A 24,855-nucleotide genomic window follows, 5' to 3' on the forward strand; every position below is an offset into this window, starting at 1 on the left:
GCCAATCAGGTAGGAAAGGGAAATTAGTGGTGGCTAATCACCCGCAAGTGACATCGCCCGATCCCGCGGTTTTGATTTTGCAGTTGGCATCGCCATGAATCCGGATATCCCCGGAGCCTGCGATACTGGCATCGACTGTGCCATCGGACGATAAGGCCACGTCGCCGCTGCCCGCAATCTTGATCGCCGCCGCTTCCGTTTTCAGTGCTTTGCCTTTGATATCGCCCGAACCAACAATTGATATTTGAACATCATCCGCCCTGCCAGAAAAAGAGATATCACCCGACCCGGCGATTTTGGTGTTGAGTGAGGCGGTTTCCATTTCCGCAATGTCAATATTGCCGGACCCGGCCACGCTGAGTTGCGCGCTTTCACCATTCATTTTATCGACCTGCATATCACCTGATCCCGACAGTTTTGCGCTTTCCAGCGATGGCGCGCTGACATAGACGATGGCCGCGCTTGAACTGCCGCTCCACATGCCGCTATTTTCGCGGCCGACTTTCAGTTGCCCATTTGTGATTTTATAACGCAATTTTTCCAGTGTATCGGCGTCGCCCTCCGCCCGGATCGAAAATTCCGAACCGGTGGTGAAAACTATATTGTCTGGCCCGGCCAAAGTGACACCGGTAAATTCGCCGGGATTGGCGTCCGTAGATGTGATCTGCGTGCCATCAGAAAAACTGCTTTTTGCGGTACTGCCAACGGCCTCGGCAATGGATCCCTCGCAGGCTGCAAGCGCGAGAAAAGGAATGACGAACAAAAGTTTTTTCATAATAGGCCTCCAATGTGTATTGCTTATCTAATACAGCAAGGCGCAGGCGTTGGCAAGCGATCAGTTGCGGCTCTTTACATCAATCATTTCGTTCGTCTTTTTTTAACGGGCCTATTTCGGCGGCTGGCGCACGGCCAATATGTCGCACGGTAAATATGTAATCAGCGCGCGAGCCATGCTGCCCATCATATTGGCGCGAAAGCCGCTAGTGCCATGGGTTCCGATAACCGCCAGATCACTGTGGCGATTTTTCAGCGCCTGCTGAACCACGCTGCAGGTATCACCATATTCGACGCTATAGGTCATGTTGCTGCGCGCCTCAGATGAGAGTTTCAGATCTTCCATAAATTTCATGATCAGCAAATGTTGCTCGGTCCGAAATTCCTCGGTCGCGGTTTCGCTGTGCAGAAATCCTTCAAACGGAACATGAAAAGCATTGATGATATGGGCCTGTAACTTGGGAAATAATTTGTGTCCCTGTTCAATTGCATGGGCCGACGGTGTGGAGAAATCGCTGGCCGCGACCAAACGTTCATATTGAGTGGTCGCGCGGTTTTTGGCGATCAGCACAGGTAGCGGGCTGTGATGGATGATTCGTTCCAATTGCGTACCCATGACCAGATCGCCAAGGCGGCCAATGCGCGCAACGCCTGTAACGATCATCGCGGCATTGCTGGTTGTGGCATTATCGATAATCTCGCTCACAACGTCGCCGCGCTCAATAAGGATGTCTGCTTCGATATCATAGCTGGCCAGATCCAGTTCGATTTCAGCCTTGGCCGCATCCACAGCTGCGCTGTCATGGCGCCCTTTTTCCAATACGTGAAAGACCACCAGCTTTGCGCCGCGTGCCTTGGACAGCTGGATCGCGCGATCCATTGGCCGGTCGCCACGGGCGGTCAGGTCGGTGGTGAGGAATATGGTCTGATCTGATGTTGCGGACATGGGGGAAATGTCTTTCTATAAAATATGTGTTTCGGTTGAACGTGCGGATATCACTGGTTGTTTCGGCGTGTAAAATCGATTGATTGCGTGATGCTCGATAGCGTCTGTCTATTCTTTCTCCAGCGTTTCGGTTTGCCATGTGCGTTGGTCATCGACGATGGCGCGGGCGGCATCTTGCGGGAAGCCAATGCTGGTCAGCAATTGCTCGCATAGTTCCAGGCTGGCCTCGACCGTTTCGGGCACTGCGCTCCGGGCCCCGCTCGCGCGGAGATGGGCCGCATGGCTGACGTCGCTGGCGCGGGCGATGATCGGGATATGCGGCCAGTCGTGGTGAATGGCCTTGATAACATGCTCTGCGGCTTGGGGTGTATCCATCGTGGTCGCAAAGGCTGAAGCGCGTTCGATGCCAAGATGTTTGAGCAGGTCGGGCTGGCTCGCATCGCCGAAAAATACCGCCGCGCCTTTGGCGCGTCCGGCGGCGACCAGATCGGGATCACTATCGACTGCAACATAGGGCACGCGCTGCTCGTCCAGCAGCTGCGCAAGCATGCGCCCGACTCTGCCAAAGCCGCCGATGATCACGGGTTGTTCATCATCAATGCTCGCGGCTGGACCACCATTTTCTGCCTCCCGCTGACGCAAATATTTGCCGACCCGCTTCCCAGCTATGGCAAGCAGCGGGGTGAGAAACATGGTAACGATGACGACCAGCAACATGAATTGTGCAATATCCGGATCGAGCAGAGTGAAGGAGAGGGCAGCGGCGATAACAACAAAGGCAAATTCGCCGCCCTGGCTCATCAATATGGCGGTTTCCGCCGCGACATCCTTGGGCAGCCGATAGGCGCGGGCGAGGGCGAACAGAATAGTCCCCTTAATAAGCAACAGGCCCAGCGCGGACAGCAGCACCCACTGGATGTTTGCCCAAACCGCCAGGATATCGAGGCTCATCCCCACCGAGATGAAAAACAGGCCGAGCAGCAAGCCCTTAAAAGGCTCGATATCGCTGGCGATTTGATGACGATATTCGGTGCCAGCGAATAGCAGCCCCGCCAGAAAGGCACCCAGTGCCATCGAGAGCCCCGCCAATGCCGTCAGCGCGGCGGTGATCAGGACCAGCAATATCACCGCAGCCATGAACACTTCGCGGCTGCCGGTACCGCCAACAAAGCGCAGGAAAGGACGCACCGCGATTCGGCCGATCAAAAAGATCAGGGCAATGACCAACACCGCCTCCCCGATGGCTTGCAGCGCCGCCACGGCGAGCGACCCTTGCACCGTTGCACCGGCTATGCCGACGAAAAACAGGATTGGCACCACGGCCAGATCCTGAAGCAACAATACCCCGAAACTGGCACGGCCGGCAGGCGTACTGAGACGCCGGGTTTCGGTGAGCAATTGCATCACCAATGCGGTGGACGAGAGCGCCAGGCACAGGCCGAAAATCGCGGCGGCAACCAAAGTGTTGCCAAAAGCATAGGCAATGCCGCCGATGGTCAGTGCGCTGATCACCACCTGTGCGGTGCCGAACCCGAAGACCAACCGGCGCATGCCCCAAAGCTGTGCGACCGATAGTTCCAGGCCGATGGTAAAAAGCAGGAATATGACGCCTAGCTCGGCAAACCGGCTGACGCCCTCGACATCGGCAATGACCATCAGTTCCAGCACCGGCGTCTCGCCGACCAGCCGCCCGACACCAAAGGGGCCGATAATGAGACCGACAAACAGAAAGCCCAGCACTGCGCTGATACCGGCCCGGCGCACCAGCGGCACAACCAGCCCGGCGGCGACCAGAAAAATAATGGTTTCGCGAAGATAGGGAATTTCAGGGTGCAAAGTCAGGCCTCCGCTTTTTGTCGCTAATGGGGTCTGGAGTAGGAACCGGCAATTAAGTCGATTCCCTTAGTTTCAAGACGGTCACGCTGATGCCAGAATAGTGTCTATCACTGCCAATTCATCATTGGATTGATATGAGTCAAAAAATGGCAATCGCATGTGCGGGACGACGGCTGTAACCGAAAAGAAGCATTATATGTCTGAACAATCACCAATGGGTCACATTGTCTGGCATGATCTTTTGACCACCGATATTGGCAAAGCGCGTCACTTTTACTCTGAATTGCTCGGCTGGGACTATGCGGTCGAGCATGCGACAGAATTTGTCTGGAAATCCGGCGAGGCTGATTATCCGCTCATTCTAAAGGGTGGCGAAGCCCATGGCGGGTTCATTGAAATAGAGCCGGATCGTTCGTCTCGCTGGCTGGCTTTTGTGGCGGTTGATGATGTTGATGCTGCTGTGGAGCGATCGCGCCTATTAGGCGCGACAATGGAAAAGCCGCCATTTGATATTCCCGGTGTCGGGCGAAGCGCAGTGGTCTGTGATCCGCAAGGGGCAGCAATTTGTCCGTATGTCGCTAGTCATGACTATCCCCCGCCGACAGGTATCTTCATTTGGGATGACCTGCTCACCGCTGATGCCGGCGCTGCTTCGTCATTTTACAAAGACTTGTGCCTCTGGTCTGCACAACAGACCGAAACAGATGATATGGGTCTTTATACCCGTTTTTCCGCATCTGATAGCAGCCTTGTCGCAGGGATTTTGACAATGCCCAAGGGCGTGAAAATCGCCGCGCAGTGGGTTCCCTATATTGACGTTGCCGATGTTGATGCCGTGGCTCAAAAGGCGCTATCTCTGAACGCGCAGGTTGTGATTCCGCCCAAAACCAACGAAGCTATTGGCCCGTTCGTGCTGTTGCGCGATCCTACAGGTGCATTATTCGGGCTGCTACAGCCTGCACGCTAGACTGACAGGTTTTCCGGCACCAGAATCCGTTTGCATGATCGCCGCTTATCCCTAGGTTAGACGAGCGCCCTGTCGAATTTAAATGGGGTGAAATGGAAGCTGCGTGGGACACTTACAGACTCTTCGATGCTAAAGGTCGCCAGTTACAATATTCACAAAGCGATCGGCACCGATCGACGGCGCAATCCCGGGCGCGTGATTGAAGTGCTCAACGAGCTGGATGCGGACATCATTACCTTGCAGGAGGCGGATCGCCGCTTTGGTGCGCGCGCGGCGGCTATTCCGTCATTGATGCTCGAACAACATAGCGACTATCGCGCTATTCCTCTTGATGTGCAGACGGACAGCATGGGCTGGCACGGCAATGCGATATTGACCCGCAAATCGGCGGATATCATCGCGCATGACATATTGCATATTCCCTATCTGGAACCGCGCGGAGCGGTGATGGCGCAGATTGACATAAATGGCTTTGATCTCTCGATATTTGGCATGCATCTGGATCTGTCCGGTTTGTGGCGCCGCCGCCAAGCCGCTGCTATTGTTAAACTGGCTGAGCAATATGGGCAGAACAGATCCACCATATTAATGGGTGATCTCAATGAATGGAGCGCGTCCGGTGGATGTCTGAATGATTTCAGCCGCCATTATAATCTGGTCGAATGTGGCCGCAGTTTCCACTCCCGCGGACCCATTGCCCGGCTTGACCGGATCATGCATTGCGACCGGTTAAAGGCCGTTATCGGGGGCGTGCATTACAGCGCGTCGGCGCGCAAGGCATCCGACCATCTGCCAGTTTGGGCGCAGATTGTTTCGGCATAGCGGGGGGAGGGCAGAAAACGGGCACAGCGGGTTGGTTCAGGGTTGGTGGATCAGCATCCAGGCATCAACGGCCCGTTTGGCCCGTTTTTCTTTGTCCGCTGTGGTCATCTTGATTTTATGGCCATAGCGCAGCAGCAAATCCATCCGGCCCATTACCAATCCGGCGAACATTTCGGCCGACGCTTCCAAATCATCGCTGTGAATCTCGCCCTTTTCAACCGAAGCTCGTAAAAGGGCTTTCAGCCCCTCGGCCATTCGCAGCGGCCCGTTTTTAAGGAACATCTTACCAATTGCCGGATCGCGCGTCATTTCCGCCGCCAAAATTCGTTCCAGCCGGACACGGTCTTCTCGCAACAAAAAGTCGAGCATACCAAGCGCCGCATAGAGCAAGATATCGCGCAAGCTTTTCTCAGCCAAATTCTCCGGCATAAAGTTTTCGCGCATATGGGCCACTTCGGTTTGAACCACTTGCCCAAACAGATTCTCCTTATCCTTGAACCAGCTGTAAACGGTCACTTTGGAAACCTGCGCGCGGGCCGCTATCGCTTCGATAGTGGCCGCGGAGAAACCGTTGGCAAAAAATTCAACGCGAGCCGCTGTCAGAATATCGGCAATTTTGCGCTGGCTTGCTGGCCTATCGGCCAGCCTATGTAGTTGATTTACTTCCGCATCTTTCATGGCGGTTCCCCTTTGTTATGACACCCTATAGCAAAATGAACGTCAACGTTCAAATTAAACGTTGACGTTCATTTGTTTCGATGGCAATTTGCTGGTGCTTGGTAGATTCTAAGCCGCTGGAACGGTGCCCCTATTGTGAAAAGTCAACTTGCTAGAATTTTTTTGACGTCGGGTGCGATGGCGTTGCTGGCGAGCGGTTGCGTGAGCATGGCACCCGATTCAAAGGCGCCGGAAATTGCTGCTGGGGTGCCGCAGCAATATAGCAAAACCGATGCCATCGGTGCTTATGAACCAGTCCAGTGGTGGACATCGTTTCAGGACCCGATTCTCAATGCGGTGCTGGATGAAGCACTTGCCAAAAACCTCGACCTCGCCGAGGCCGCCGCTCGGCTGCGCGCCGCAGAAGCGCAAGCGCGTGTGTCGAGAAGTGGTCTATTCCCGCAAATTAGCGCGGACCTGAACAGCAGCTATTCCGATACGCCGACGGCTGGAACCGGATTCGGCGGAGGTGCCGGGGCATCTCGGTTTCAAGTTGAAAGCTATACATCCGGGCTGGGTTTTTCCTACGAGGTCGATTTATGGGGCAAGCTGCGCGATGATGCGCGCGCCGGCCGGGCGGACGCTGTTGCCGCAGCGGCTGATCTGCAAGCCGCGCGCCTTGCCGTAATGGCAGAGGTGATCACCAGCTATTTTGATATTGTCGATGCTCGTGATCAAATTGCCCTGACCACCAAGATTATTGATGTGCTGGGAGACAGGGTCGAGCAAACCGAAAACCGTTATCGCCGCGGTCTTGTGACTTCCTTCGAACTCTATCAGGTTCGACAGGATTTCCGCAATATTCAAGCCAGTTTGCCGCAGCGCGAAAGCCAGTTGACCGCGACCGAGGGGCAATTGGCTGTGTTGATCGGACGCTATACCGATAATATGGATCAGTTCCTGGGACAAAAGCTGGCGCCGCGGTTGATCTTTACCGCCATCCCCTCCGGGCTGCCAATCGACTTATTGGCCCAGCGGCCGGACATCTATGCAGAGGGGCAGCGACTGGAAGCGGCGCGGTTCAATCTCGGCGCGCGCAAAGCAGAACGGTTTCCATCGATCAGTCTTTCTGGCGGTACCGGAACCCAGGCAGGGAACCCATCGGGGCTGTTTGACATTTTCGACAAATGGGTACTCAATCTGGGTGCCGGCTTGACTGCGCCCTTATTTCAAGGTGGCAGGATCAGAGCCAATATTGAGGCGGCCGATGCACAATATGCGCAGCAGGCGGCGGTCTATGCGCGCACCGTACTGACCGCATATCAGGAGGTTGGGGCCGCCATTGAAGGCTATGAAGAAGAGCGGCAACGGTACCGTTTTCTCTTTTTCCAGCTTGATGAAGCAAATGCCGCAGCGCAGCTGCAATCGCGCCGCTTTGCTGCCGGCGTTGGCAGCTATGTCGATTATCTGGATGCTTTAAGAGCGCAATATCAGGTGCAATCGTCCTTATCTTCAGCAGCCCGCGATGTGGCACTGGCCCGATTGGCCGTGCACCGCGCGCTTGGTGGCAGCTGGGACCAGCCTGTTTCCCCGATATCAGATACCGGCGATGATGATCCAAAGGCTGAAGCATCAGAAATTAGAGGAGACGAATAGTGCATCGGCAACGCGTCATTGGCGGCCTGATCCTGCTTGCAGCAATTGCGATTGCCGCGCTGCTTATTTTTTTGCGGGCCGGGCCGGAAGAGAAACCGCCGGAAGAAAATATTCCACTGGTACAGGCACAGCCATTGGAAATTCGGTCTGGTAATTTGATGGTGCGAGGGTCCGGTACGATTCGCGCCCGCGAAGAACTTACGCTGTCAGCAGAGGTCGCTGGCAAACTGGTTTACGTTAATCCCCGCTTGCGCGAAGGTCAAAGCGTATCTCGCGGTACAACTTTGTTTCGGATCGATACATCGGACTATCGCAACGCGGTCCAGACCGCCCAAGCGGACGTGGCGTCCCAAAATGTCGCGGTCATGGAAGCGCGTGAGGAAGTATCACTGGCAAAGGCGGAGCTGGCTCGGTTTCAGCAGCGCGGTGCCAGCAGCAACGCCTATGCCAGCGTCGACGACAGTGATTATGCCGCGCGTATTTTACCGCCTGATATGCTGACCCAAAACCAGCGCCCCGATAGCCCGCAGACCGGCAGCGGTGGGGCAACTAATGGCTTGGCGACGCGGGAGCCACAATTGCAATCTGCGCGCGCTGCGCTGCGCCGTGCCCAGGCGCAACTGTCCGATGCGCAGACAGCATTAAGGCGTACAACTGTTCGCGCACCGTTTTCGGGTGTGGTGCGGTCAGAGGAAATTGCACTGGGCAGCTATGTTGCGCCCGGCCAATCGCTTGGCACTATGGTTGGTACGGCGGATTTTGAGGCGGTTATTCCGCTCTCGGAAACCGAAGCTGCGTTGATCCCGGCGCTGTGGCGGCCCGGCGGCAACAGGATCGAGGCGTCGGTCTATTCCGACTATGGCGGGACCCGCTATCGCTGGCAGGCTTTTGTCGATCGTGCCAATAGCGTCCTCAATCCGCAAACACGGACCATCGATGTTTTCTTGCGCATTCCGAATCCGCTTCGCGGTGGCGCTCCGGCAGTCGTGCAAAAAGAAGGGCAAGAATCAGCAGGCGCATCGGGTGCCCCGCCACTATTTGTTGGCAGCTTCGTCGATGCTGAAATAACCGGCCGGGCCCTTGACCAATATGCGGTTCTGCCATTGGAGGCGCTACGGCCGGGCAATCAGATATGGCTGGTACAAAACGGAAAGCTGCGCATTGTTGATGTGGAAATCTATCAGCGCACCGACACACAGGCGCTTATAGGCACTGCCGGTCTGGGCGCGAAACCCCGTGTGATTTTAGGAACATTGAAGACAGCTACGGATGGCCAGCGGGTGCGGGTTGCCGAAGACAGAAACGCCGCCGCAAAAGCTGGTAAAGCTAAGACGGGAAAACCCAAAACCACCAAATCCGAAACAGATAAAACAGAATGACCGAAACGGCGGATCAATCCAGTTCACCACCGTCCGGGCCGGAAACGCCTAGCGAAGAAGTGATGAAGCAGCGCGGCATTGTCGCGTTTATGGCTCGCAACGGTGTGGCCGCCAATTTGCTGATGCTGTTCTTCTTCATTGCCGGCATCGCTTCGTTTGGCACTATTGTGCAGGAAGTTTTTCCGGAAAACAGTCTCGATACGGTGCAGGTCAGCGTCACCTACCCAGGTGCTACGCCCGATGAAGTCGAAGAGTCGATCGTCCAGAAAATCGAAGAAGCGGTGGAAGCTGTTGACGGGGTTAAAAAGGTGACAGCCAACGCCCGGGAAGGGTCGGGCACGGTTTCGGTTGAACTGGAATTGGGTACGGATATCGACCGCGCATTGGACGATGTGAAGGCTGAAATCGACCAGATTCAGACTTTTCCCGATGAAGCGGAAGAACCCGATGTTCGTGAGTTGACCACCCGGCAAAGCGTCATAAGGATCGCGATATTTGGCGATGTTTCGGAAACCGCGTTGAAAGAAGTCGCTTATCAACTCGAAGACTCTCTTGCCGCTCTGGATGAAGTGTCCTTTGTCGATACCAGTTCCATCCGGGACTATGAGCTTTCTATCGAAGTACCGCAAAACACGCTGCAAGCCTTTGGTCTGTCCCTGAATGATATCTCGCAAACCGTCGCCGCGAGCAGCCTTGATAGCCCGGCCGGTTCGATTGATACGAATAGTGAAGAAGTGCGCGTGCGTACGCTCGGGCAAAATTATAATCAGCAGAATTTCGAAGATATTGTGTTGGTGAGCAATGAAAATGGCGCGCTCATCAGGCTGGGTCAGGTCGCGACGATCAAGGACGGTTTCGAAGATGCCGATCTGTTGCCGCTATATAATGGCAAGCCGGTGGCTTTTGTCGAAGTCTTTCGAACCAGCGATGAACGCGTGCTGGACGTGGCCGAAGCGGTGCGAGCGCATCTGGAAAATGATTTTGCGGATACGTTGCCCGAAGGTGTTTCCTATGCGATCTGGAGCGACGATTCGGAGCTGCTCAACGACCGTCTGAGCTTGCTTTTGAAAAATGCTGCCATCGGTCTGTTTCTGGTATTGCTGGCGCTGACCCTGTTTCTCGATATCCGGCTGGCGATGTGGACTGCGGTCGGTATTGGCGTGACATTTATCGGGGCGATCTATCTGCTGGATCTGGCGGGTTCGAGCATCAACATGTTCTCGCTATTCGGTTTCATCCTCGCGCTTGGCCTCGTGGTTGATGACGCGATTGTGGTGGGCGAGAATATCTATGCGCAGCGCGAGAATGGCCGAACGGGTCTTGGTGCCTCCATAACAGGTGCGCGCCGGGTTACGGTGCCGGTGATCTTCGCTGTGCTGACCACCGTCGCGGCCTTCTCACCCCTTTTTGCCATTGGCGGCGTGATCGGCAAGCTGGTTGCTGATATTCCGCTGGTGGTGATCGCAGTCCTTGCGCTCTCATTGATCGAATGTCTGCTCATCTTGCCTTATCATCTTAGCCATTTGCCTGCTCCGGGTACACCGAATATGAATATGGTCACGCGGTTTTTTGAGCGACTACAGGCAAAGGTGGACAAGCATTATCAAGCCTTTGTCGATGGTCCGCTCGACCGGGCGCTCAATTTCTCTCTGCGCATGCCTTTTGTTATCGTGGCCGGGGCGGTTGCGACATTGATCTTGTTCGCTTCTTTCATTCCAGCGGGTATTATCAAAGTCGGTTTCTTCCCCTCGGTAGAGTCGGATATCGTCACAGCTAGTCTGGAAATGCCAGCCGGGACCACCATTGAACAGACAGAGAGAATAGCGCGGTTGATCGAGGAAGGCGGGCGCAAGGCCTATGCCGACTATGAAGCCCAGCAAGATGAGGATGAACCTTCACCCCTACGCGGCATATTTACCAGCGTTGGACAGGCAGCAGCTGATGGCGGCCCGCAACCTGGTGGCGGCACGCTGTCAGCCAACCTTGCCAGCGTGCAATTTAGTTTTATCCCCGGGGACCAGCGAAAACTGGACGCCAAGGCATTTGAAAATGCGTGGCGGGATACGGTGGGACCGCTCGTTGAAGCGCGTTCGCTTGTTTTTGCGTCCGAACTGATTTCGGTCGGTGCACCGGTGAATGTGCAGCTTTCTGATCCCGACCCGGCAATTGTCGACGCTGCGTCTGAGCAGTTAATGGCAGAGCTTGCCCGCTTTTCTGGTGTATTCGATATTGAAACCGATCAGGACGAAGGATTGCAGGAAATACAGCTGCGCCTGAAACCGGCGGCACGGACTTTGGGCGTGACGTTGCAGGATGTCGCGTTGCAAGTACGCGCCGCGTTTTTCGGTAGCGAGGCGCTGCGTGTTCAGCGCGGGCGCGAAGATGTCCGGGTCTATATCCGCTTACCTGAAGAAGAACGCAATTCAATCGCGGACGTTGAACGGTTTCGCGTGCGGGTGCCTGGCGGTGAAGTCGCGCTGGCAACGCTGGCGGACGTGTCTTTTGGCGAAGCACCATCGATCATTCGCCGGACCGATGGTCGCCGGATAACCACGATCACGGCCGATCTCGATGAAGATGTGGTCACGGGGCAGGAAATAGCCGAGGCATTGAACAATGATATCATGCCGCGTTTGCAGGCCGATTATCCGCAGCTCCTATACACGCTCGGCGGAGAGCAGGAAGAACAGGCGGAATCCTTTGGTGATTTGACTACCGCCTTCCTCTTTGCATTGCTTGCCATCTATGCGCTGCTCGCCATTCCCTTTCGTTCCTATGTACAGCCCCTGATCATCATGGCCGTCATACCCTTTGGCATTATCGGCGCACTGATCGGGCATATCCTGCTCGGACTGCAATTGGTGGTGCTGAGTATATTCGGGATTATCGCACTGTCGGGTGTGATCGTGAACGGGTCGCTGGTCATGATTGACTTTATCAACGAAAATCTTCGCAATGGCATGCCGATCGAAGAAGCGATTATTAGCGGCGCGAAATCGCGCTTTCGTCCGATCATGCTGACCTCGCTAACCACATTTTTGGGTGTTGCACCGATCACTTTTGAGACCAGTCTGCAGGCGCAATTCCTTATCCCGATGTCGGCCAGTCTCGGTTTCGGTGTCCTGTTTGGTGCTTTCATTCTCCAGTTACTGATCCCAGCGCTGGCGCTGCTGGAGCATCGCGGAAAATTGTGGTTGAAAAAATGGTGGAGTGAGCGCGGCGGAGATCTGTCAGAAGCTTCCGCTGAGACTTGATCCACGCCCGCTATATCATGGTGCTGTAAAGAGCTTTGTGAGATGATGATCAGTAAATCAGGTGATTTTTTGAACTTAGGCAAATGCCGATGCACTCAATATTCTGATTTGCATAAATAATTTGAAAGTCACAATATAGTATAACATCATAATATATTGATTATAATATAGTATAGATTTGTAAAATATTAATAAAGATGCTAAGATTTTATCCTCCCTAGCAATAAAAAAGGAAGAGATAATGGCTCAGATTATATCTATCGATTTGGTTGCAGCAGCGAAACGGTCCGCTGATATACCCGGCGAATATACCCATGATGATATTGTTCGTGCGGTCAGCCAATATGAGAAATTCCTGACGCTCGCCGCCAAATATAAAGAAACGGCGCTGATTCCGACTAAGCAGATTGACATGATCTGGCATTTGCACATGCTCAATCCACGCGATTACTATCATGATTGCATGGCGCTGTTCGGTCAAATTCTTGATCACGAAGCGGGCTTCGGAGAGCGCCAAAGCGAGAAGGCTGCCCATGCCGTGGCGCTCGATATAACCGCTGCTTTATGGAAAAAGGAATTTGGTGAAAGCTATCTGGTCAATAGCGGATCTGATCAAGGCGATACTGCTTCCTGCATGGCAGATGTCTCGTGTCGATCTGTTGCTTCTTGCATGGCGGATAGCCGGTGCACGGCACGCATAGCCGGCCCGGTATCTACGCATCACTTTGCCGAAGGCGCTGCCGCCGCGTAAAGATTGAGGCTTCCAACGTCATAAATCGTTAGCGCGGTTAGCCAAATCCTGATAATCCGCGCTAACGATAAATAGCTTTAATCAAGCGTAATAAGCCACGCTTTGCATGCCGGTTGCAATTAACTGCTGATCGCTGTTCCAGATACTCATGAACTGGCTGCTGGCGCCGTGATCGGCATGATGGGTCTGTGAATCGATCAGCCACCAGCCGTCGGTTGTTGATGGATGGTCAGCGATAATATTGACTTGCCAATTCATCGAGCTGACCATCGCATTCTTGTCGAGCATTCCCATGATAGAGGGCGGCAGGCTGTCGCCCATGCACAAAATCTCCGCCATCGGATCGAGGCCATCGCGGTCAGCCAGCCGCATCCAGCGTGTCAATCGGTTGGTCTTGATGCTGGTATCAATCCGCTTGCCGACAAATTCCATCTTTGATGTGAAAAACTGTTCCGGTCCGCTGTGCAAATCTTGTTCTTTGGGGAGTGGCGGAAAGTCCGGCGGGGTCATGTCATGGCTTTTGACTTCTGTTTCCCGCTCGCTGGCAAAGATAAAATTGCAATGCAGGCCGAGTCCCTTATCACCAAATAGTTCGGATTGGACAAAGGCGGTATTGCGGCCGCGGCGGAGCATTTTTGTTTCAGCGGTCAATGCACCGAATAGCGGGCCGGTAAAGGCAATTTGCGCCGAACGGAGGCCGGGCAGGGCGTCTTCGATATGGCTCGCGGCGTGATAGGCGATGGCCGTCGAAAGACCGCCAAAAGCCGTTCGCCCTTGCGTCCATCCTTGCGGCACGATTACTGGATTCGCCTCGCCGCCTGATCCGCATTGGTTCAATAATTCCGTTAAAGTCATCATTTTGTCGGTAGTTTTGGTCATCTGATCGGTCATAAAATCGACTTATCGCGAGAAACAATCGAAATCCACTGTTAAGATTTACATATTTCCCAACTTGCTCTATGCGATATGTAGGGTTTTCAATCTCTTACTAGGAGATATTTGATATGAGCTATAGCAGTACTCTTACACGTGCCGATCTTTCCGATACAATGAATCGCCAGGTTGGCCTGTCGCGCGCAGACAGCGCGGTCATGGTAGAGTCGATTTTGGACCACATGATTAACGCGCTGGTTAGTGGGGAAAATGTGAAAATTTCCGGCTTTGGCACCTTTGTTCTGCGTGACAAGGGAGAGCGGACTGGTCGTAATCCCAAAACTGGTGTGGAAGTGCCGATCGCACCCCGCCGGGTCCTGACTTTCCGCGCCAGCCAGACCATGCGCGACCGCATTATTGCGGCCGGGTAAGCTGAAAGGTCGAGTATAGTATGACCAAAGACAGCGGCGCATTCCGAACCATAGGAGAGCTTTCCAAAGAGCTGAACATCAAACCGCATATCTTGCGCTATTGGGAAGACCAGTTCGGAATGCTCCAGCCGCTGAAACGGGCGGGATCAAGGCGGCATTATCGGCCCGAAGATGTCGAGATGGTGAAGACCATCAACCGCCTGCTCAATGAAGAAGGCTATACGATCAAGGGGGCGCGGAAAGCTCTGACGGGGCGTAAGACGCAACCTGCGAAAGATGTGACTCCGCAAGCATCTGTCGCTTCGGAGGGTCCAATGGCCCCAACTGTCAAAGAGGATAATGGTGTGATGCTCAAAGAGCTGAAAACCATCCGCGACCGATTGTCGAGTGCGCTTAGCCAGGCTTAGTGGAAATCCGCTAAATCCCGAAAGCGGATCCATTCATCAAATCATTCACGAGACAGAAGAGGCCAATACCTGACGTGTCGTTATCTCAGTAACACCGTTGTGCTGTGCTAGTTGGTCACGTAACTCCGACAGTTCTTCCACGCTCTCGCACTCGCAATAGACAAACATATCCAGGTCACCGGAAAGACAATAAGCCGCTTCAACGCCAAGCATTTGATGAACAATTTGAGCAAGCTCGTTTTGAGATGATCCAGCCGAGAAGCGAATGGTCAGAAATGCCCGTGTCAACGGCAGCTGCGTGCGGTCAATGTTAATTGTATAGCCCTTGATGACCCCAAGTTCTTCTAGTCTGGTTATCCGGTCATGAGTTGAACTTCTCGACAGATCAATATCTCGCGCCAGCGAAACAAGACTTGCTCGAGCATTTGTCTTTAGCGCTCTGAGAAGCTGAATGTCTTTCGCATCCAAGCCACGTTTACTCATCCAATGTCCCCGTTTGGTTATGAGTGCCGGATATTATCCGGTCCTCCCGGTATAATGCTGGTAGCTGCAACTCCGTTCACGTCATAAACCTAACCATCATTCGTAACGCTAATGGAGGCTTCTATGGACTTCAATACATTCCTTCTCTTTGCCGGAACGACGCTTGTTGTGGTGGCATCGCCGGGACCAGCTGCCATAGCGGTAACGTCACAGGGTTCCGGAAACGGCGTTCTACGCGCTCAATCAGGTATCCTGGGAATTGCATCCGCCAATGCACTTTATTTTGCGCTTTCAGCACTTGGTATTGCTTCAGTCATCATTGCTTCCAGCCTTCTTTTCACAGCCATCAAATGGGCAGGTGTAGCGTATCTCGTTTATCTTGGGCTTTCGGCTATTATGAGTAAATCCGGTGGATTGAATATTGTTGAGGGCAGGCAGGAAAGTTTCAAGGCAATGTTTACCAAAGGATTTTTGGTGGAGTTCGCCAATCCCAAAGCGCTTTTATATTTTGCTGCGATCCTGCCGCAATTTCTCGATCCAGCTAGCGCTATTCTCCCGCAAATCCTGATCATGGGAGTAACAACCGCATTGCTCGATATCATTGTATATTCTGGCTATGCCTATTTGGGGCATGGCTTGGCGAAGAGCAGGCTTAACAGCGGTGTGATTAAAATACTCAACAGAATTGCGGGTAGCGCTTTGTTATTCACAGCATTTAAGGTGGCGAGGTTAAGCAGCTGATAGAGCTAACAATAGATCGGTAGCTGAAATAGCAGGGGATGTCGTTTGATGAATATAATTGGTAATAGTCTAAAATCTTTAATCTGTGCATTGGCTGCACTGTCTTTCAGTGCGCCGCTGCAAGCCGATAGTTTGAAATCGGCGGCAACGCCAGATGCGCGCATAACCATGTTCGAGCAATCGGTGCGGTCCTTGAAGGACCGCAAAGACCCCAATGCCCAGAGATGGTCGATTGAAGACCGAATGAAGGCCTATAATGTGCCAGGGACCAGCATTGCCATCATCCAGAACGGAAAGATCATTCACGCCAAAGGCTATGGTCTGCAGTCGAATAACGCATCCACACCCGTCGATAGACAGACAGTTTTTTCAGCTGGCTCTGTAAGCAAAGTCGTAAACGCAGCGTTGATTTTGCGCTTGGTTCAGGAAGGCATTTTGAACCTTGATCAGGATGTAAATAGCTATTTGAAATCATGGAAAGTTCCTGATGGAGAATATACCAGATCCAAAAAAGTAACATTGCGCCATTTGCTCTCGCATACTTCCGGCTTCAGCCAACACGGCTTTCCTGACTTCAAGCCGGGTGAGAAGTTGCCGACATCTATTCAAACACTGAATGGGATCGGTCCGGCAAAACATCGTGCGGTGAAGTTGATGTTCGAACCGGGGCAAAAAATGGACTATTCAGGCGGCGGAATTACGGTTGCGCAGCTGGTTGTCGAAGATGTCATGGGTCAGCATTATAATGAGGTAGCAAAAAAATATCTGTTCGAACCATTGGGTATGAAAAGAAGCACCTTCGTCAACCCGCTTCCCGAAACACATGGCAATATTGCAAGATCCCATAACAAAAAGGGCAAAGCACGGGCTCTGCCGAGAGGGTATGAGTCCATGCCGGAAATGGCTGCATCCGGTCTTTGGACCAGTGCTGAGGACATGGCGTTGTTCGTCCAGGCCGTTCTGATCAATGAGACATTCCTATCACCCGAGATGCGCGGCGAGATGCTATCGCGCGCACCGCTTAGCTGGCACGGCATGGGACCGCGATTGAATGGAGCTGAAGAGACGTTGGTTTTTCACCATGGGGGAGCAAATGACAATTATAAATCATGGATTGAAGGGCATCCTGCACATGGCAACGGAATTGTTATCTTGACCAATGGAGAAGCTGGTCGTGAGTTAGGGTATGAAATCCGCATTGCAGCTGGAGAAGCATTTGGCTGGTCAATCAGCTTTCCAGAAGACTTTTCCACGCCAAAATTTGATACGCCGAAATAATCAGGAACATCCGCCAATATGCCCAAAAAGCGGAGATAACTACTCACCTAAGCATAATCCGGCCCCAATTCCGGGTCTAGATCGCGGGGCCTGGTAAACCGGTTTAGTGTGGCGCAACTGTCTTTAATGTCTGACCAACTATCTATGTCCAGACTCAGTTCCGCCAACGCGGCCGTCGGGTATTTGACCTCCACTGCATCGCGCGCTTCGGAGGATCCGTCGTCGGGGACCAGATCGAAGATCAGGTCTTCTAGGCCGGGATTATGCCCGACCATCAGGACATGATCTGCATCGGCATTCGCACCGCGCAACACGTCCATTAGTGTGACCGATGACGCCAGGTAGATTTTGCGGTCCCATTGCGGTTCGAAAGACAGGCCACTGACGGGTTCGACATTCTCCAATGTTTCAATCACCCGAACAGCGGGAGAGGCGAGGACTTGGTCAAAGGCGAGATCATTGCGCTTGATAAACTTGCCCATGATGGCGGCAGCGCGTTTGCCTTTGTCATTTAGCGGTCGGTCGAAATCTCTGGCTACGGGGTCATCCCAGCTGGATTTCGCATGCCGCAAAAGTGTCAGTTTTTTCATATACCGCCCGATTTATCGTCCGTCTTATCCCTCTGCGGAGCGTCATGCCCGAAAGATATGTCAGGGGAAAGACTGGATTGCCCAGTTTTGGATTTAGCCGCTTTTATTTCCGCTAAGGCCTGTGCGAGCGGCATCCGCTCAATGGGCGTTCCTTCCGGAAAAGCGGTGAGCAGACGGGACGGGAAAGCGGATGACAGGATCACGAAATGTCCATGGTCATCGGCGCGGCGGATGATCCGGCCAAAGGCTTGAGCAAGACGCGCGCGGATGATCCGGTCGTCATAAGCGGTTCCGCCACCAGCTATGCGCCGCGCTTTATGCAGGATATCGGGGCGCGGCCAGGGTACCGATTCCATGACTACGAGACGCAGGCTGCGTCCCGGTACGTCCACCCCGTCGCGCAAGGCATCGGTGCCGAGCAGGCTGGCCTTGGGATCATCGCGGAAAATATCGACCAGCGTGCCGGTATCGATCGGGTCAACATGCTGCGCGTAGATCGGTAAGCCACTTTGCGCCATCCGGTCGGCGATGCGGGCGTAGACTGTGCGCAGCCGCCGGATCGCGGTGAACAGACCCAATGTGCCGCCGCCGGACGCTTCGATCAGCTGCGCATAGGCGCCAGCCAGACCCGCCATATCGCCGCGCTTTACATCGGTGACGATGATGACCTTGGCCTGATCCGCGTAATTGAAGGGGCTCGGTACTTCAAATTCCTGTACCGTCTGATCGAGATGCACGGCACCACTGCGTGCTCGGGCCGTCTCCCAGTCGCCGCCGCCCTTCAGCGTGGCCGACGTGATCATCAGGCCATGGGCGGGTTTCATGACGACCTCGGTCACCGGGATAGTGGGGTCAAGCCAGTGACGGCAGATACCGATATCATATTCGCGGCCCTCAAACCGGTCGATCATCAGCCAGTCGACAAAATCAGGGTCGGCTGGACCGCCTATACGCGACAACAAGGCGAGCCAACCGGACAAGGTATCGCAACGCCAGCCGAGGCTCGATAATGCCCCCTCCATCCGTGCCCGCGCCGGGGCGTCCATCCAGTCCGGCCCTTCCTCGATCAGATGTTCGATGCGCTGACCAAGCCGTACTAATGGCTTGAGCAAAGCGTCAATCGCTTCTGCGGCATTGGCGACCGCATCAATCATCGGGCCTTCCACATCGGTCAGCTCGGTTTCGAGGCCATAGCCGGCATCCGCGCTTTGGCTCTCGTCACGCGCGAAGACCATATGACGCACTTCGCCGAGCAAGGCTTCCACCGGGCCAAAAGGCTCGCTTTCGGACAAGCGCTGTAACCAGCCATCGCTCGGCAAGGCTTCGGCGGCATGGCGCGCGCTTTCAATCGCGCGGCCGCCTTCGTCATCATAAGACGCGAGGTCCGCAAGCCGCGCCGCGAGACCCCGGCGGCGTCCGCGGTTCTTGCTTTCTGGACCGATCACCCAGCGGCGTATCTCAATCGCTTCCTGCCCCGAGAGGCGCGCGGCGAACATGGAGTCAGCCGCATCAAACAGATGATGGCCCTCATCGAAAATCAATCGCGTGGGCGCGTTCTGCTGTTCGCGTCCGCGTGCGGCATTGACCATGACCAGCGCATGATTGGCGATGACAATATCGGCCTGCTGACTGGCCCGCGCGGCTTTTTCAATGAAACATTTTCGGTAGTGCGGGCAGCCTGCATAGACGCACTCGCCTCGCCTGTCTGTTAGGGCGGTTGCCCCATTGCGGCGAAACAGAGTCGTCAGCCAGCCCGGCAAATCACCGCCGACCATATCGCCATCTTTGCTATAGGCAGCCCATCGCGCGACGAGATGGGCGAGTATCGCCGCCCGCCCGGCAAATCCGCCTTGCAGCGCGTCTTCCAGATTGAGCAGGCAGAGATAGTTTTCGCGCCCCTTTCGCACCACGACTTTCTTGCGGAAGATTTCTTCGTCCGGATAGATGCGCCGGGTTTCGCGGTCGAGTTGCCGTTGCAGCGCTTTGGTAAAGGTCGAGATCCAGACCGCGCCGCCCGCCTCTGCCGACCATAAGGACGCAGGCGCCAGATAGCCCAGCGTCTTGCCAATGCCCGTGCCCGCTTCGGCTAGCAACATATTGGGCGCGCCTTTTACGCGGCGGGGTTCAAATATTTTAGCGACAGCAGAAGCATAGCTTTTTTGCCCCTCGCGCTCTTCCGACCCTTTTCCGGTCAGGCTATTGAGCTGCGCCAATGTTGCACTCTCGTCCATTGTCACCGCGCGCGGGGCCGGGCGCGGGGTTTCTTCCTCCCATTCTTCGAGTTTGGAAAACAGCCAGCGTTCGGCTTCGGCGGGCTTGGTGAGGCGCTTGGACACTTCCGCTGCCCAAGGCCAGCGCATGCGGTACATGGCTTGCGCACTGCTCCAGGCGCCCTCGCGTTCCGGCCAATGGGGGGCTTGCAATCCGGCCAGCAAGTGATCGGCAGCCAGTCGGTAAAGCTTGGCAATATCCGCTTCCTGCCCGGCGGGTTCCAATCCCAAAGTTTTGGCCAAACCGGCCGGGGTCGGAACCACAAATTGGGCGGGATGGATGAAGGCGAATAGTTCGAGCAAGTCCAGGCCAGAGAGATCAGGATAACCCAATCGCTGACCCATAAGCGGCGCGTTGAGCAGGATATGCGGGGTCTCGGCGACACAGCCAATGGCCTCGCCTTTGCCAATCGCGCGGGATACGCCGTCGCTGCCGCAAATCCAGATGCCGCTATGACTCGCATGCAGCGCGGGGTAGGGGAGGGTGCTGTCAGTCAAGATTTGCTATGATCCGGGCGCGTTCGGACCAGCCAGAGCGACACCGGCATAGAAACGATGCATGCCGAACAAGATGGCGTAGAGTACCAGCGCGATCACCAAGCCCAATATCTCACGGCCGACAGTGGCGGTTTGGGTTGGTTTTATCCAGGGGCCTTCGTTGCGCGAGACCGTGAAAATCGAGATTAAGGCCCAAAGCCCGAGCCCACCAAACAGGACCACCGAGCGACTGTCACCATTGGCGAGCAAATGCCCGGCAGCCCAGATGAGCATTCCGGTCAGCATCGGGTGACGGATAAACTGTTTGATCTGGGATTTGCCCTGCGCCGCGCCGAACAGAAAAATGGCAAAGACCATCAGTAACATGTTCAGATGCCGGCCCCATGTCGGAGGATCATAGACGAATTCATATTGAGCGGTGCGCCAGCCATAGATTATCAGCGCCAGAGCCGTGATGATGAGCAAAGCGACCAGCCCTTTATGCGGCCCTTCACCCAGCTTGTTCTGGAGGCCGGCTCGGACACCCGGAGCCACTGATTTGACGAGATGGACGATGCTCCACAACAACACGCCTGCGATCAATGCACCCATTTGAAATCTCCTGCTTTTGTGCTGTTCTAACTTGCTATAGACGGTAATGCTACTATTGGCGCAGGACCAAGCAAAATAAACAACGCAACCCATATAACAGGACTATCACATCGTGACCGATTATCGTGAAGCAGCGCAGCAATCCAAAGCCTGGCCGTTTGAAGAGGCCCGCAAATTGCTCAAACGCTATCGCGGTGAGCGCGGGGCCCCAGCGCCGAAACCCGGTGGCGAGCCGATGCTGTTTGAAACCGGCTATGGCCCGTCCGGCCTGCCGCATATCGGTACGTTTAACGAAGTGCTGCGCACCACTATGGTGCGGCGCGCTTATGAGACGCTGACCGGAAACCCGACGCGGTTGATCGCTTTTTCTGACGATATGGACGGCTTTCGCAAAGTGCCAACCAATGTGCCCAATCAGGATATGCTGGCCGAGCATCTGCACAAGCCGCTGACCCAGGTGCCCGATCCGTTCGGGAAATATGAGAGCTTTGCGGCGCATAATAATGCCATGCTGCGCGAGTTTCTCGACCGCTTTGGCTTTGATTATGAGTTCATGTCTTCCACTGAACAATATACGTCCGGCGCTTTCGACGAGACGCTGAAGCTCGTGCTCGCGCGCAATCAGCAGATTTTGGATATCATGCTGCCCACCCTCGGTAAGGAACGGCAGGCGACCTATTCACCGATCCTACCGATTAGCCCGAAAACCGGGCATGTTTTGCAGGTGCCGGTCGAAGTGGTAGATGCAGAGGCCGGTACCGTGCGCTTCGAGGATGATGGCGAGATGATCGAACATAACATCCTGTCGGGCGGCGCGAAGTTGCAATGGAAAGTTGACTGGGCCATGCGCTGGGTGGCTTTGGGCGTTGACTATGAAATGTATGGCAAAGACCTGACCGACAGCGGCGTGCAGTCGGGCAAAATTGCCAAAGTGCTGGGTGCGCGCAAGCCCGAAGGCCTGATCTATGAAATGTTCCTCGATGAAAAAGGCGAGAAAATTTCCAAATCCAAAGGCAATGGTCTGAGCCTCGACGAGTGGCTGCGCTATGGTTCCGAAAACAGCCTCGCCTTCTATATTTATCGCGAACCCAAATCAGCCAAGCAGCTGCATATGGGCGTTATTCCCAAAGCCGTGGATGAATATTTTCAGTTCCGCGCCAATTGGCATGACCAAGCGCCGGAGAAACAGCTCGGCAATGCAGTGCACCATGTCCATGGCGGCGATGTGCCGGACGATACTATTCCAGTGACCTTCGGGTTGTTGCTCAATCTGGTCGGTGTCATGGGTGATGCCGACCGCGAACAGATTTGGGGCTATCTGCGCCAATATGCGCCAGATGCGACGCCGGAGAAATATCCTGATCTCGATGAGTTGATTGGCAATGCAATGGCCTATCACAAGGACTTTATTGCCCCGACGCTGCACCGTCGCAAGCCCGAAGGTGTGGAGGTTGCAGCACTGGAGCGATTGGACAGCGAGTTGGCCGGATTGCCTGATGGAGCGGTTGCAGAGGATATCCAGACGATTGTCTATACGATTGGCAAAGAGGGTGGATTTGACAATCTACGCGACTGGTTCAAGGCGCTGTACGAGACCCTGTTGGGCAGTTCACAAGGACCGCGCATGGGCAGTTTCATTGCACTTTATGGCATCAACAATACGCGTAAGTTGATAGCGGAGGCACTGGCATGAGTAGTGGCATGACGTACTATAATCTCGCCCAGATCAACGTCGGCCGTTTCATTTACCATCGTGATGATCCGGCCAATGCCGATTTCATGAATGCGCTGGATGATGTCAACGCCATCGCTGAGCAATCACCGGGCTTTGTCTGGCGCCTGGTGGGCGACGGCAATGACGCCACGGATATCGTGCCGGACGCCAGCGATCCGCAGCTTCTGGTCAACATGTCGGTCTGGAGCGATGTCGAGGCGCTGGGTGTCTTTGTCTATCGTCAGCCGGACCATCTGTCCTTCATGCGCCGCCGCAAGGAATGGTTTGAGAAGATGGATGTGTTTCAGGCGCTTTGGTGGGTTCCTGCCGGGCATGAACCTACGGTGGCAGAGGGATTAGCAAAGATCGCTGAGCTTGCCAAGCATGGTCCAACAGCAGCGGCCTTCACCTTCCGCCAGCCGTTTCCGGCTCCGGATGGAAAGCCATCAGCACCGGTACTGGATGAATGCGCCTGATGATCGATATTTTTACCACCGGAGGGACGATTGATAAGATTTATTTCGATGCGCTATCGGAATATCATATCGGTCCGACCCCTTTGCCCGACATATTGGCGGAAAATAATGTCTATGTTCCGCACCGCGTGACGCAGTTGATGCGCAAGGACAGTCTGGAGCTGACCGACGACGACCGGCAGGCGATCCACGATGCTGTGGCGGCCAGCGATGCGGACAAGATACTCGTGACCCACGGCACGGATACCATGGTGCAGACCGCCATGGTACTGGCCGATATCACGGACAAAACCATCGTGCTAACCGGCGCGATGCAGCCCGCGACGCTGCGTAACAGCGATGCCGAGTTTAACGTCGGCTTCGCACTGGCCGCGACCCAGACGTTACCTCATGGCGTCTATATCGCGATGAATGGCGAAGTGTTCGATCCTGCGACCACAAAAAAGGATCGCGACGCCCACCGGTTCATTCGCGCATAGGTTTTTGGAACCACGGGCTCCGGGCCATGGCTTTTGTCGCATGGGGCATCACCACCAGCATGACGGCAATGGTTGCGATCATCACCAGATAGGCGACCGCGCCATAAAGAGTGAGCCCAGGGGCGGTCCACAGGAGCAAGACGTCATTGCCGCCCGGCACCGCTGCCGCGCCGATACCCATCAGGAACCCGCCAGCCAGATTGGCGGCAGCCAGTTTCCACGTCCCGAATTGCGGATGAAATTTGTTTTTCAGCCAGCTGCTGAACACCGCACCGGCGAATAGCGCCACGACAGCAAGCTCCACCGTCATGCCAACCGACAGGCCTTGCCCTACCAACAGACTGTTGAGCACCGCCGCATAAGACCATTCCGGACGCGTGCCGTATATGAGCGCGGCGGTGATGCCAACGGTCAGCAACGCGAGCATCGCCATGTTGCGCTTGGCAATAATCAGCCAGATACTGAGCAATGACAGCACAGCAAAACCCAGCAACACGGCCTGTTTGGCGATATTACCTTCGGTCGGAGTCCGTCCTGTCATGACCACCGGGCCAAAGGGGTTGAGCATATCGACGCGCAGCAGCAGCATGGCGAGCGCCAGGCCGACAAAGGTCAGGATATAGCTGAATTTGCCTGCCCCGATATAGCCAACCGTACCGACAAAGCAGCCGCGATTGATGAGCGCACCGACGCCCATGATCGCTGCCCCGAAAAACAGCTGCCAGCCTATTTCGATATCGACCGGAATATGCGCCCGCCCGGAATATTGCAGCAGCAGAAACAACACCAGCCCGGCCCAGGAAGCAACAATCAGCAGCCCGAATAACCAGTCCAGCTTACCCTCGCCAACCCAGCGCATGGTGGCGGCAACCGTGCAGGTCGCGGCCCGGACCAGTGCAAAGCCAAGAAGAAAGGCCAAAGGTATGATGAGGAAGGCCGTCATGAACCTCATGCTTAGCCGATTATTCTATTTTCTCAATCA

23 protein-coding genes are annotated in these 24,855 nt (G+C 54.8%); 13 read left to right on the forward strand and 10 right to left on the reverse strand.

Annotated features, from left to right (window positions below; genetic code table 11):
• Positions 1-37 precede the first annotated feature (37 nt).
• From J4G78_RS12300 to J4G78_RS12310, 3 genes are all read right to left on the reverse strand, one after another.
• Complete coding sequence (locus tag J4G78_RS12300) at positions 38-775, reverse strand: head GIN domain-containing protein (protein ID WP_207986836.1); 738 nt, start codon at positions 773-775, stop codon at positions 38-40.
• A gap of 111 nt (positions 776-886) precedes the next feature.
• Positions 887-1,720, reverse strand: a complete 834-nt coding sequence (locus tag J4G78_RS12305; RefSeq protein WP_207986837.1) for a universal stress protein — start codon at positions 1,718-1,720, stop codon at positions 887-889.
• A gap of 108 nt (positions 1,721-1,828) precedes the next feature.
• Positions 1,829-3,556, reverse strand: a complete 1,728-nt coding sequence (locus J4G78_RS12310; RefSeq protein ID WP_207986838.1) for a cation:proton antiporter domain-containing protein — start codon at positions 3,554-3,556, stop codon at positions 1,829-1,831.
• Between the two features lie 196 nt (positions 3,557-3,752).
• On the opposite strand from J4G78_RS12310, the gene J4G78_RS12315 reads away from it, so the two are divergent.
• Both J4G78_RS12315 and J4G78_RS12320 read left to right on the forward strand, forming a co-directional pair.
• Entirely contained in the window at positions 3,753-4,523 is a 771-nt protein-coding gene (locus J4G78_RS12315; RefSeq protein WP_207986839.1) for a VOC family protein, read from the forward strand.
• Positions 4,524-4,649: 126 nt separating this feature from the next.
• Complete coding sequence (locus J4G78_RS12320; protein WP_207986840.1) at positions 4,650-5,345, forward strand: endonuclease/exonuclease/phosphatase family protein; 696 nt, start codon at positions 4,650-4,652, stop codon at positions 5,343-5,345.
• 36 nt (positions 5,346-5,381) lie between these two features.
• Here J4G78_RS12320 and J4G78_RS12325 read toward each other — a convergent pair whose 3' ends face one another.
• Positions 5,382-6,023, reverse strand: a complete 642-nt coding sequence (locus J4G78_RS12325) for a TetR/AcrR family transcriptional regulator (RefSeq protein WP_207986841.1) — start codon at positions 6,021-6,023, stop codon at positions 5,382-5,384.
• A 177-nt stretch (positions 6,024-6,200) separates the two neighbouring features.
• On the opposite strand from J4G78_RS12325, the gene J4G78_RS12330 reads away from it, so the two are divergent.
• The 4 genes from J4G78_RS12330 to J4G78_RS12345 all read left to right on the forward strand — a co-directional run bounded on the left by J4G78_RS12330 (position 6,201) and on the right by J4G78_RS12345 (position 13,042).
• Positions 6,201-7,658, forward strand: a complete 1,458-nt coding sequence (locus J4G78_RS12330; protein WP_259371368.1) for an efflux transporter outer membrane subunit — start codon at positions 6,201-6,203, stop codon at positions 7,656-7,658.
• Positions 7,658-9,037, forward strand: coding sequence for an efflux RND transporter periplasmic adaptor subunit (locus tag J4G78_RS12335; protein ID WP_243457078.1), 1,380 nt, complete (start codon positions 7,658-7,660; stop codon positions 9,035-9,037). The genes J4G78_RS12330 and J4G78_RS12335 overlap by 1 nt, the downstream gene beginning before the upstream one ends.
• Entirely contained in the window at positions 9,034-12,291 is a 3,258-nt protein-coding gene (locus J4G78_RS12340; protein WP_207986843.1) for an efflux RND transporter permease subunit, read from the forward strand. The genes J4G78_RS12335 and J4G78_RS12340 overlap by 4 nt, the downstream gene beginning before the upstream one ends.
• Before the next feature lie 223 nt (positions 12,292-12,514).
• Entirely contained in the window at positions 12,515-13,042 is a 528-nt protein-coding gene (locus J4G78_RS12345; RefSeq protein WP_259371369.1) for a glycine-rich domain-containing protein, read from the forward strand.
• A gap of 81 nt (positions 13,043-13,123) precedes the next feature.
• Here J4G78_RS12345 and J4G78_RS12350 read toward each other — a convergent pair whose 3' ends face one another.
• Positions 13,124-13,921, reverse strand: a complete 798-nt coding sequence (locus J4G78_RS12350) for a thioesterase family protein (protein WP_207986845.1) — start codon at positions 13,919-13,921, stop codon at positions 13,124-13,126.
• A 125-nt stretch (positions 13,922-14,046) separates the two neighbouring features.
• Between J4G78_RS12350 and J4G78_RS12355 the strand changes: the two genes are divergently transcribed.
• Both J4G78_RS12355 and J4G78_RS12360 read left to right on the forward strand, forming a co-directional pair.
• Complete coding sequence (locus J4G78_RS12355; RefSeq protein ID WP_207986846.1) at positions 14,047-14,346, forward strand: integration host factor subunit alpha; 300 nt, start codon at positions 14,047-14,049, stop codon at positions 14,344-14,346.
• A 20-nt stretch (positions 14,347-14,366) separates the two neighbouring features.
• The gene (locus tag J4G78_RS12360) at positions 14,367-14,753 is read left to right on the forward strand and encodes a MerR family transcriptional regulator (RefSeq protein WP_207986847.1); all 387 of its coding nucleotides are present in this window, start codon (positions 14,367-14,369) and stop codon (positions 14,751-14,753) included.
• 45 nt (positions 14,754-14,798) lie between these two features.
• Here the strand turns inward: J4G78_RS12360 and J4G78_RS12365 are convergent, their stop codons facing one another.
• Complete coding sequence (locus J4G78_RS12365) at positions 14,799-15,236, reverse strand: Lrp/AsnC family transcriptional regulator (RefSeq protein ID WP_207986848.1); 438 nt, start codon at positions 15,234-15,236, stop codon at positions 14,799-14,801.
• A gap of 123 nt (positions 15,237-15,359) precedes the next feature.
• Here J4G78_RS12365 and J4G78_RS12370 point away from each other — a divergent pair, with 123 nt between their 5' ends.
• Together J4G78_RS12370 and J4G78_RS12375 are read left to right on the forward strand one after the other, a co-directional pair.
• On the forward strand, positions 15,360-15,977 hold the full coding sequence (locus J4G78_RS12370; RefSeq protein ID WP_207986849.1) for a LysE family translocator: 618 nt from the start codon (positions 15,360-15,362) through the stop codon (positions 15,975-15,977).
• Positions 15,978-16,025: 48 nt separating this feature from the next.
• Positions 16,026-17,255: a serine hydrolase domain-containing protein gene (locus tag J4G78_RS12375; protein WP_243457328.1), complete on the forward strand. Its 1,230-nt coding sequence runs from the start codon at positions 16,026-16,028 to the stop codon at positions 17,253-17,255.
• A 47-nt stretch (positions 17,256-17,302) separates the two neighbouring features.
• Here J4G78_RS12375 and J4G78_RS12380 read toward each other — a convergent pair whose 3' ends face one another.
• The 3 genes from J4G78_RS12380 to J4G78_RS12390 are packed head-to-tail and all read right to left on the reverse strand — an operon-like array spanning position 17,303 to position 21,204.
• Positions 17,303-17,845 (reverse strand): SixA phosphatase family protein, encoded by a 543-nt coding sequence (locus J4G78_RS12380; RefSeq protein ID WP_207986851.1) that lies wholly within the window; start codon positions 17,843-17,845, stop codon positions 17,303-17,305.
• A complete protein-coding gene (locus tag J4G78_RS12385) occupies positions 17,842-20,613 on the reverse strand; it encodes an ATP-dependent DNA helicase (protein WP_375140339.1) in 2,772 nt (923 codons plus the stop codon). The genes J4G78_RS12380 and J4G78_RS12385 overlap by 4 nt, the downstream gene beginning before the upstream one ends.
• 6 nt (positions 20,614-20,619) lie before the next feature.
• Positions 20,620-21,204 (reverse strand): NnrU family protein, encoded by a 585-nt coding sequence (locus tag J4G78_RS12390; RefSeq protein WP_207986852.1) that lies wholly within the window; start codon positions 21,202-21,204, stop codon positions 20,620-20,622.
• 112 nt (positions 21,205-21,316) lie between these two features.
• Here J4G78_RS12390 and J4G78_RS12395 point away from each other — a divergent pair, with 112 nt between their 5' ends.
• From J4G78_RS12395 to J4G78_RS12405, 3 genes are read left to right on the forward strand one after another with little or no spacing between them, the layout of a single operon-like run.
• Positions 21,317-22,897, forward strand: coding sequence for a lysine--tRNA ligase (locus J4G78_RS12395; protein ID WP_207986853.1), 1,581 nt, complete (start codon positions 21,317-21,319; stop codon positions 22,895-22,897).
• Positions 22,894-23,394: a DUF3291 domain-containing protein gene (locus J4G78_RS12400; protein ID WP_243457079.1), complete on the forward strand. Its 501-nt coding sequence runs from the start codon at positions 22,894-22,896 to the stop codon at positions 23,392-23,394. The genes J4G78_RS12395 and J4G78_RS12400 overlap by 4 nt, the downstream gene beginning before the upstream one ends.
• On the forward strand, positions 23,394-23,873 hold the full coding sequence (locus J4G78_RS12405; protein WP_207986854.1) for an asparaginase domain-containing protein: 480 nt from the start codon (positions 23,394-23,396) through the stop codon (positions 23,871-23,873). Before J4G78_RS12400 ends, J4G78_RS12405 begins: the two co-directional genes overlap by 1 nt.
• On the opposite strand, the gene J4G78_RS12410 is transcribed toward J4G78_RS12405, so the two are convergent.
• Positions 23,860-24,816, reverse strand: coding sequence for a YeeE/YedE thiosulfate transporter family protein (locus tag J4G78_RS12410; protein ID WP_207986855.1), 957 nt, complete (start codon positions 24,814-24,816; stop codon positions 23,860-23,862). The genes J4G78_RS12405 and J4G78_RS12410 overlap by 14 nt on opposite strands.
• Positions 24,817-24,855 lie beyond the last annotated feature (39 nt).

Origin of the sequence: Parasphingorhabdus cellanae, from assembly GCF_017498565.1 — a bacterium.
Classification (GTDB): Bacteria; Pseudomonadota; Alphaproteobacteria; order Sphingomonadales; family Sphingomonadaceae; genus Parasphingorhabdus; species Parasphingorhabdus cellanae.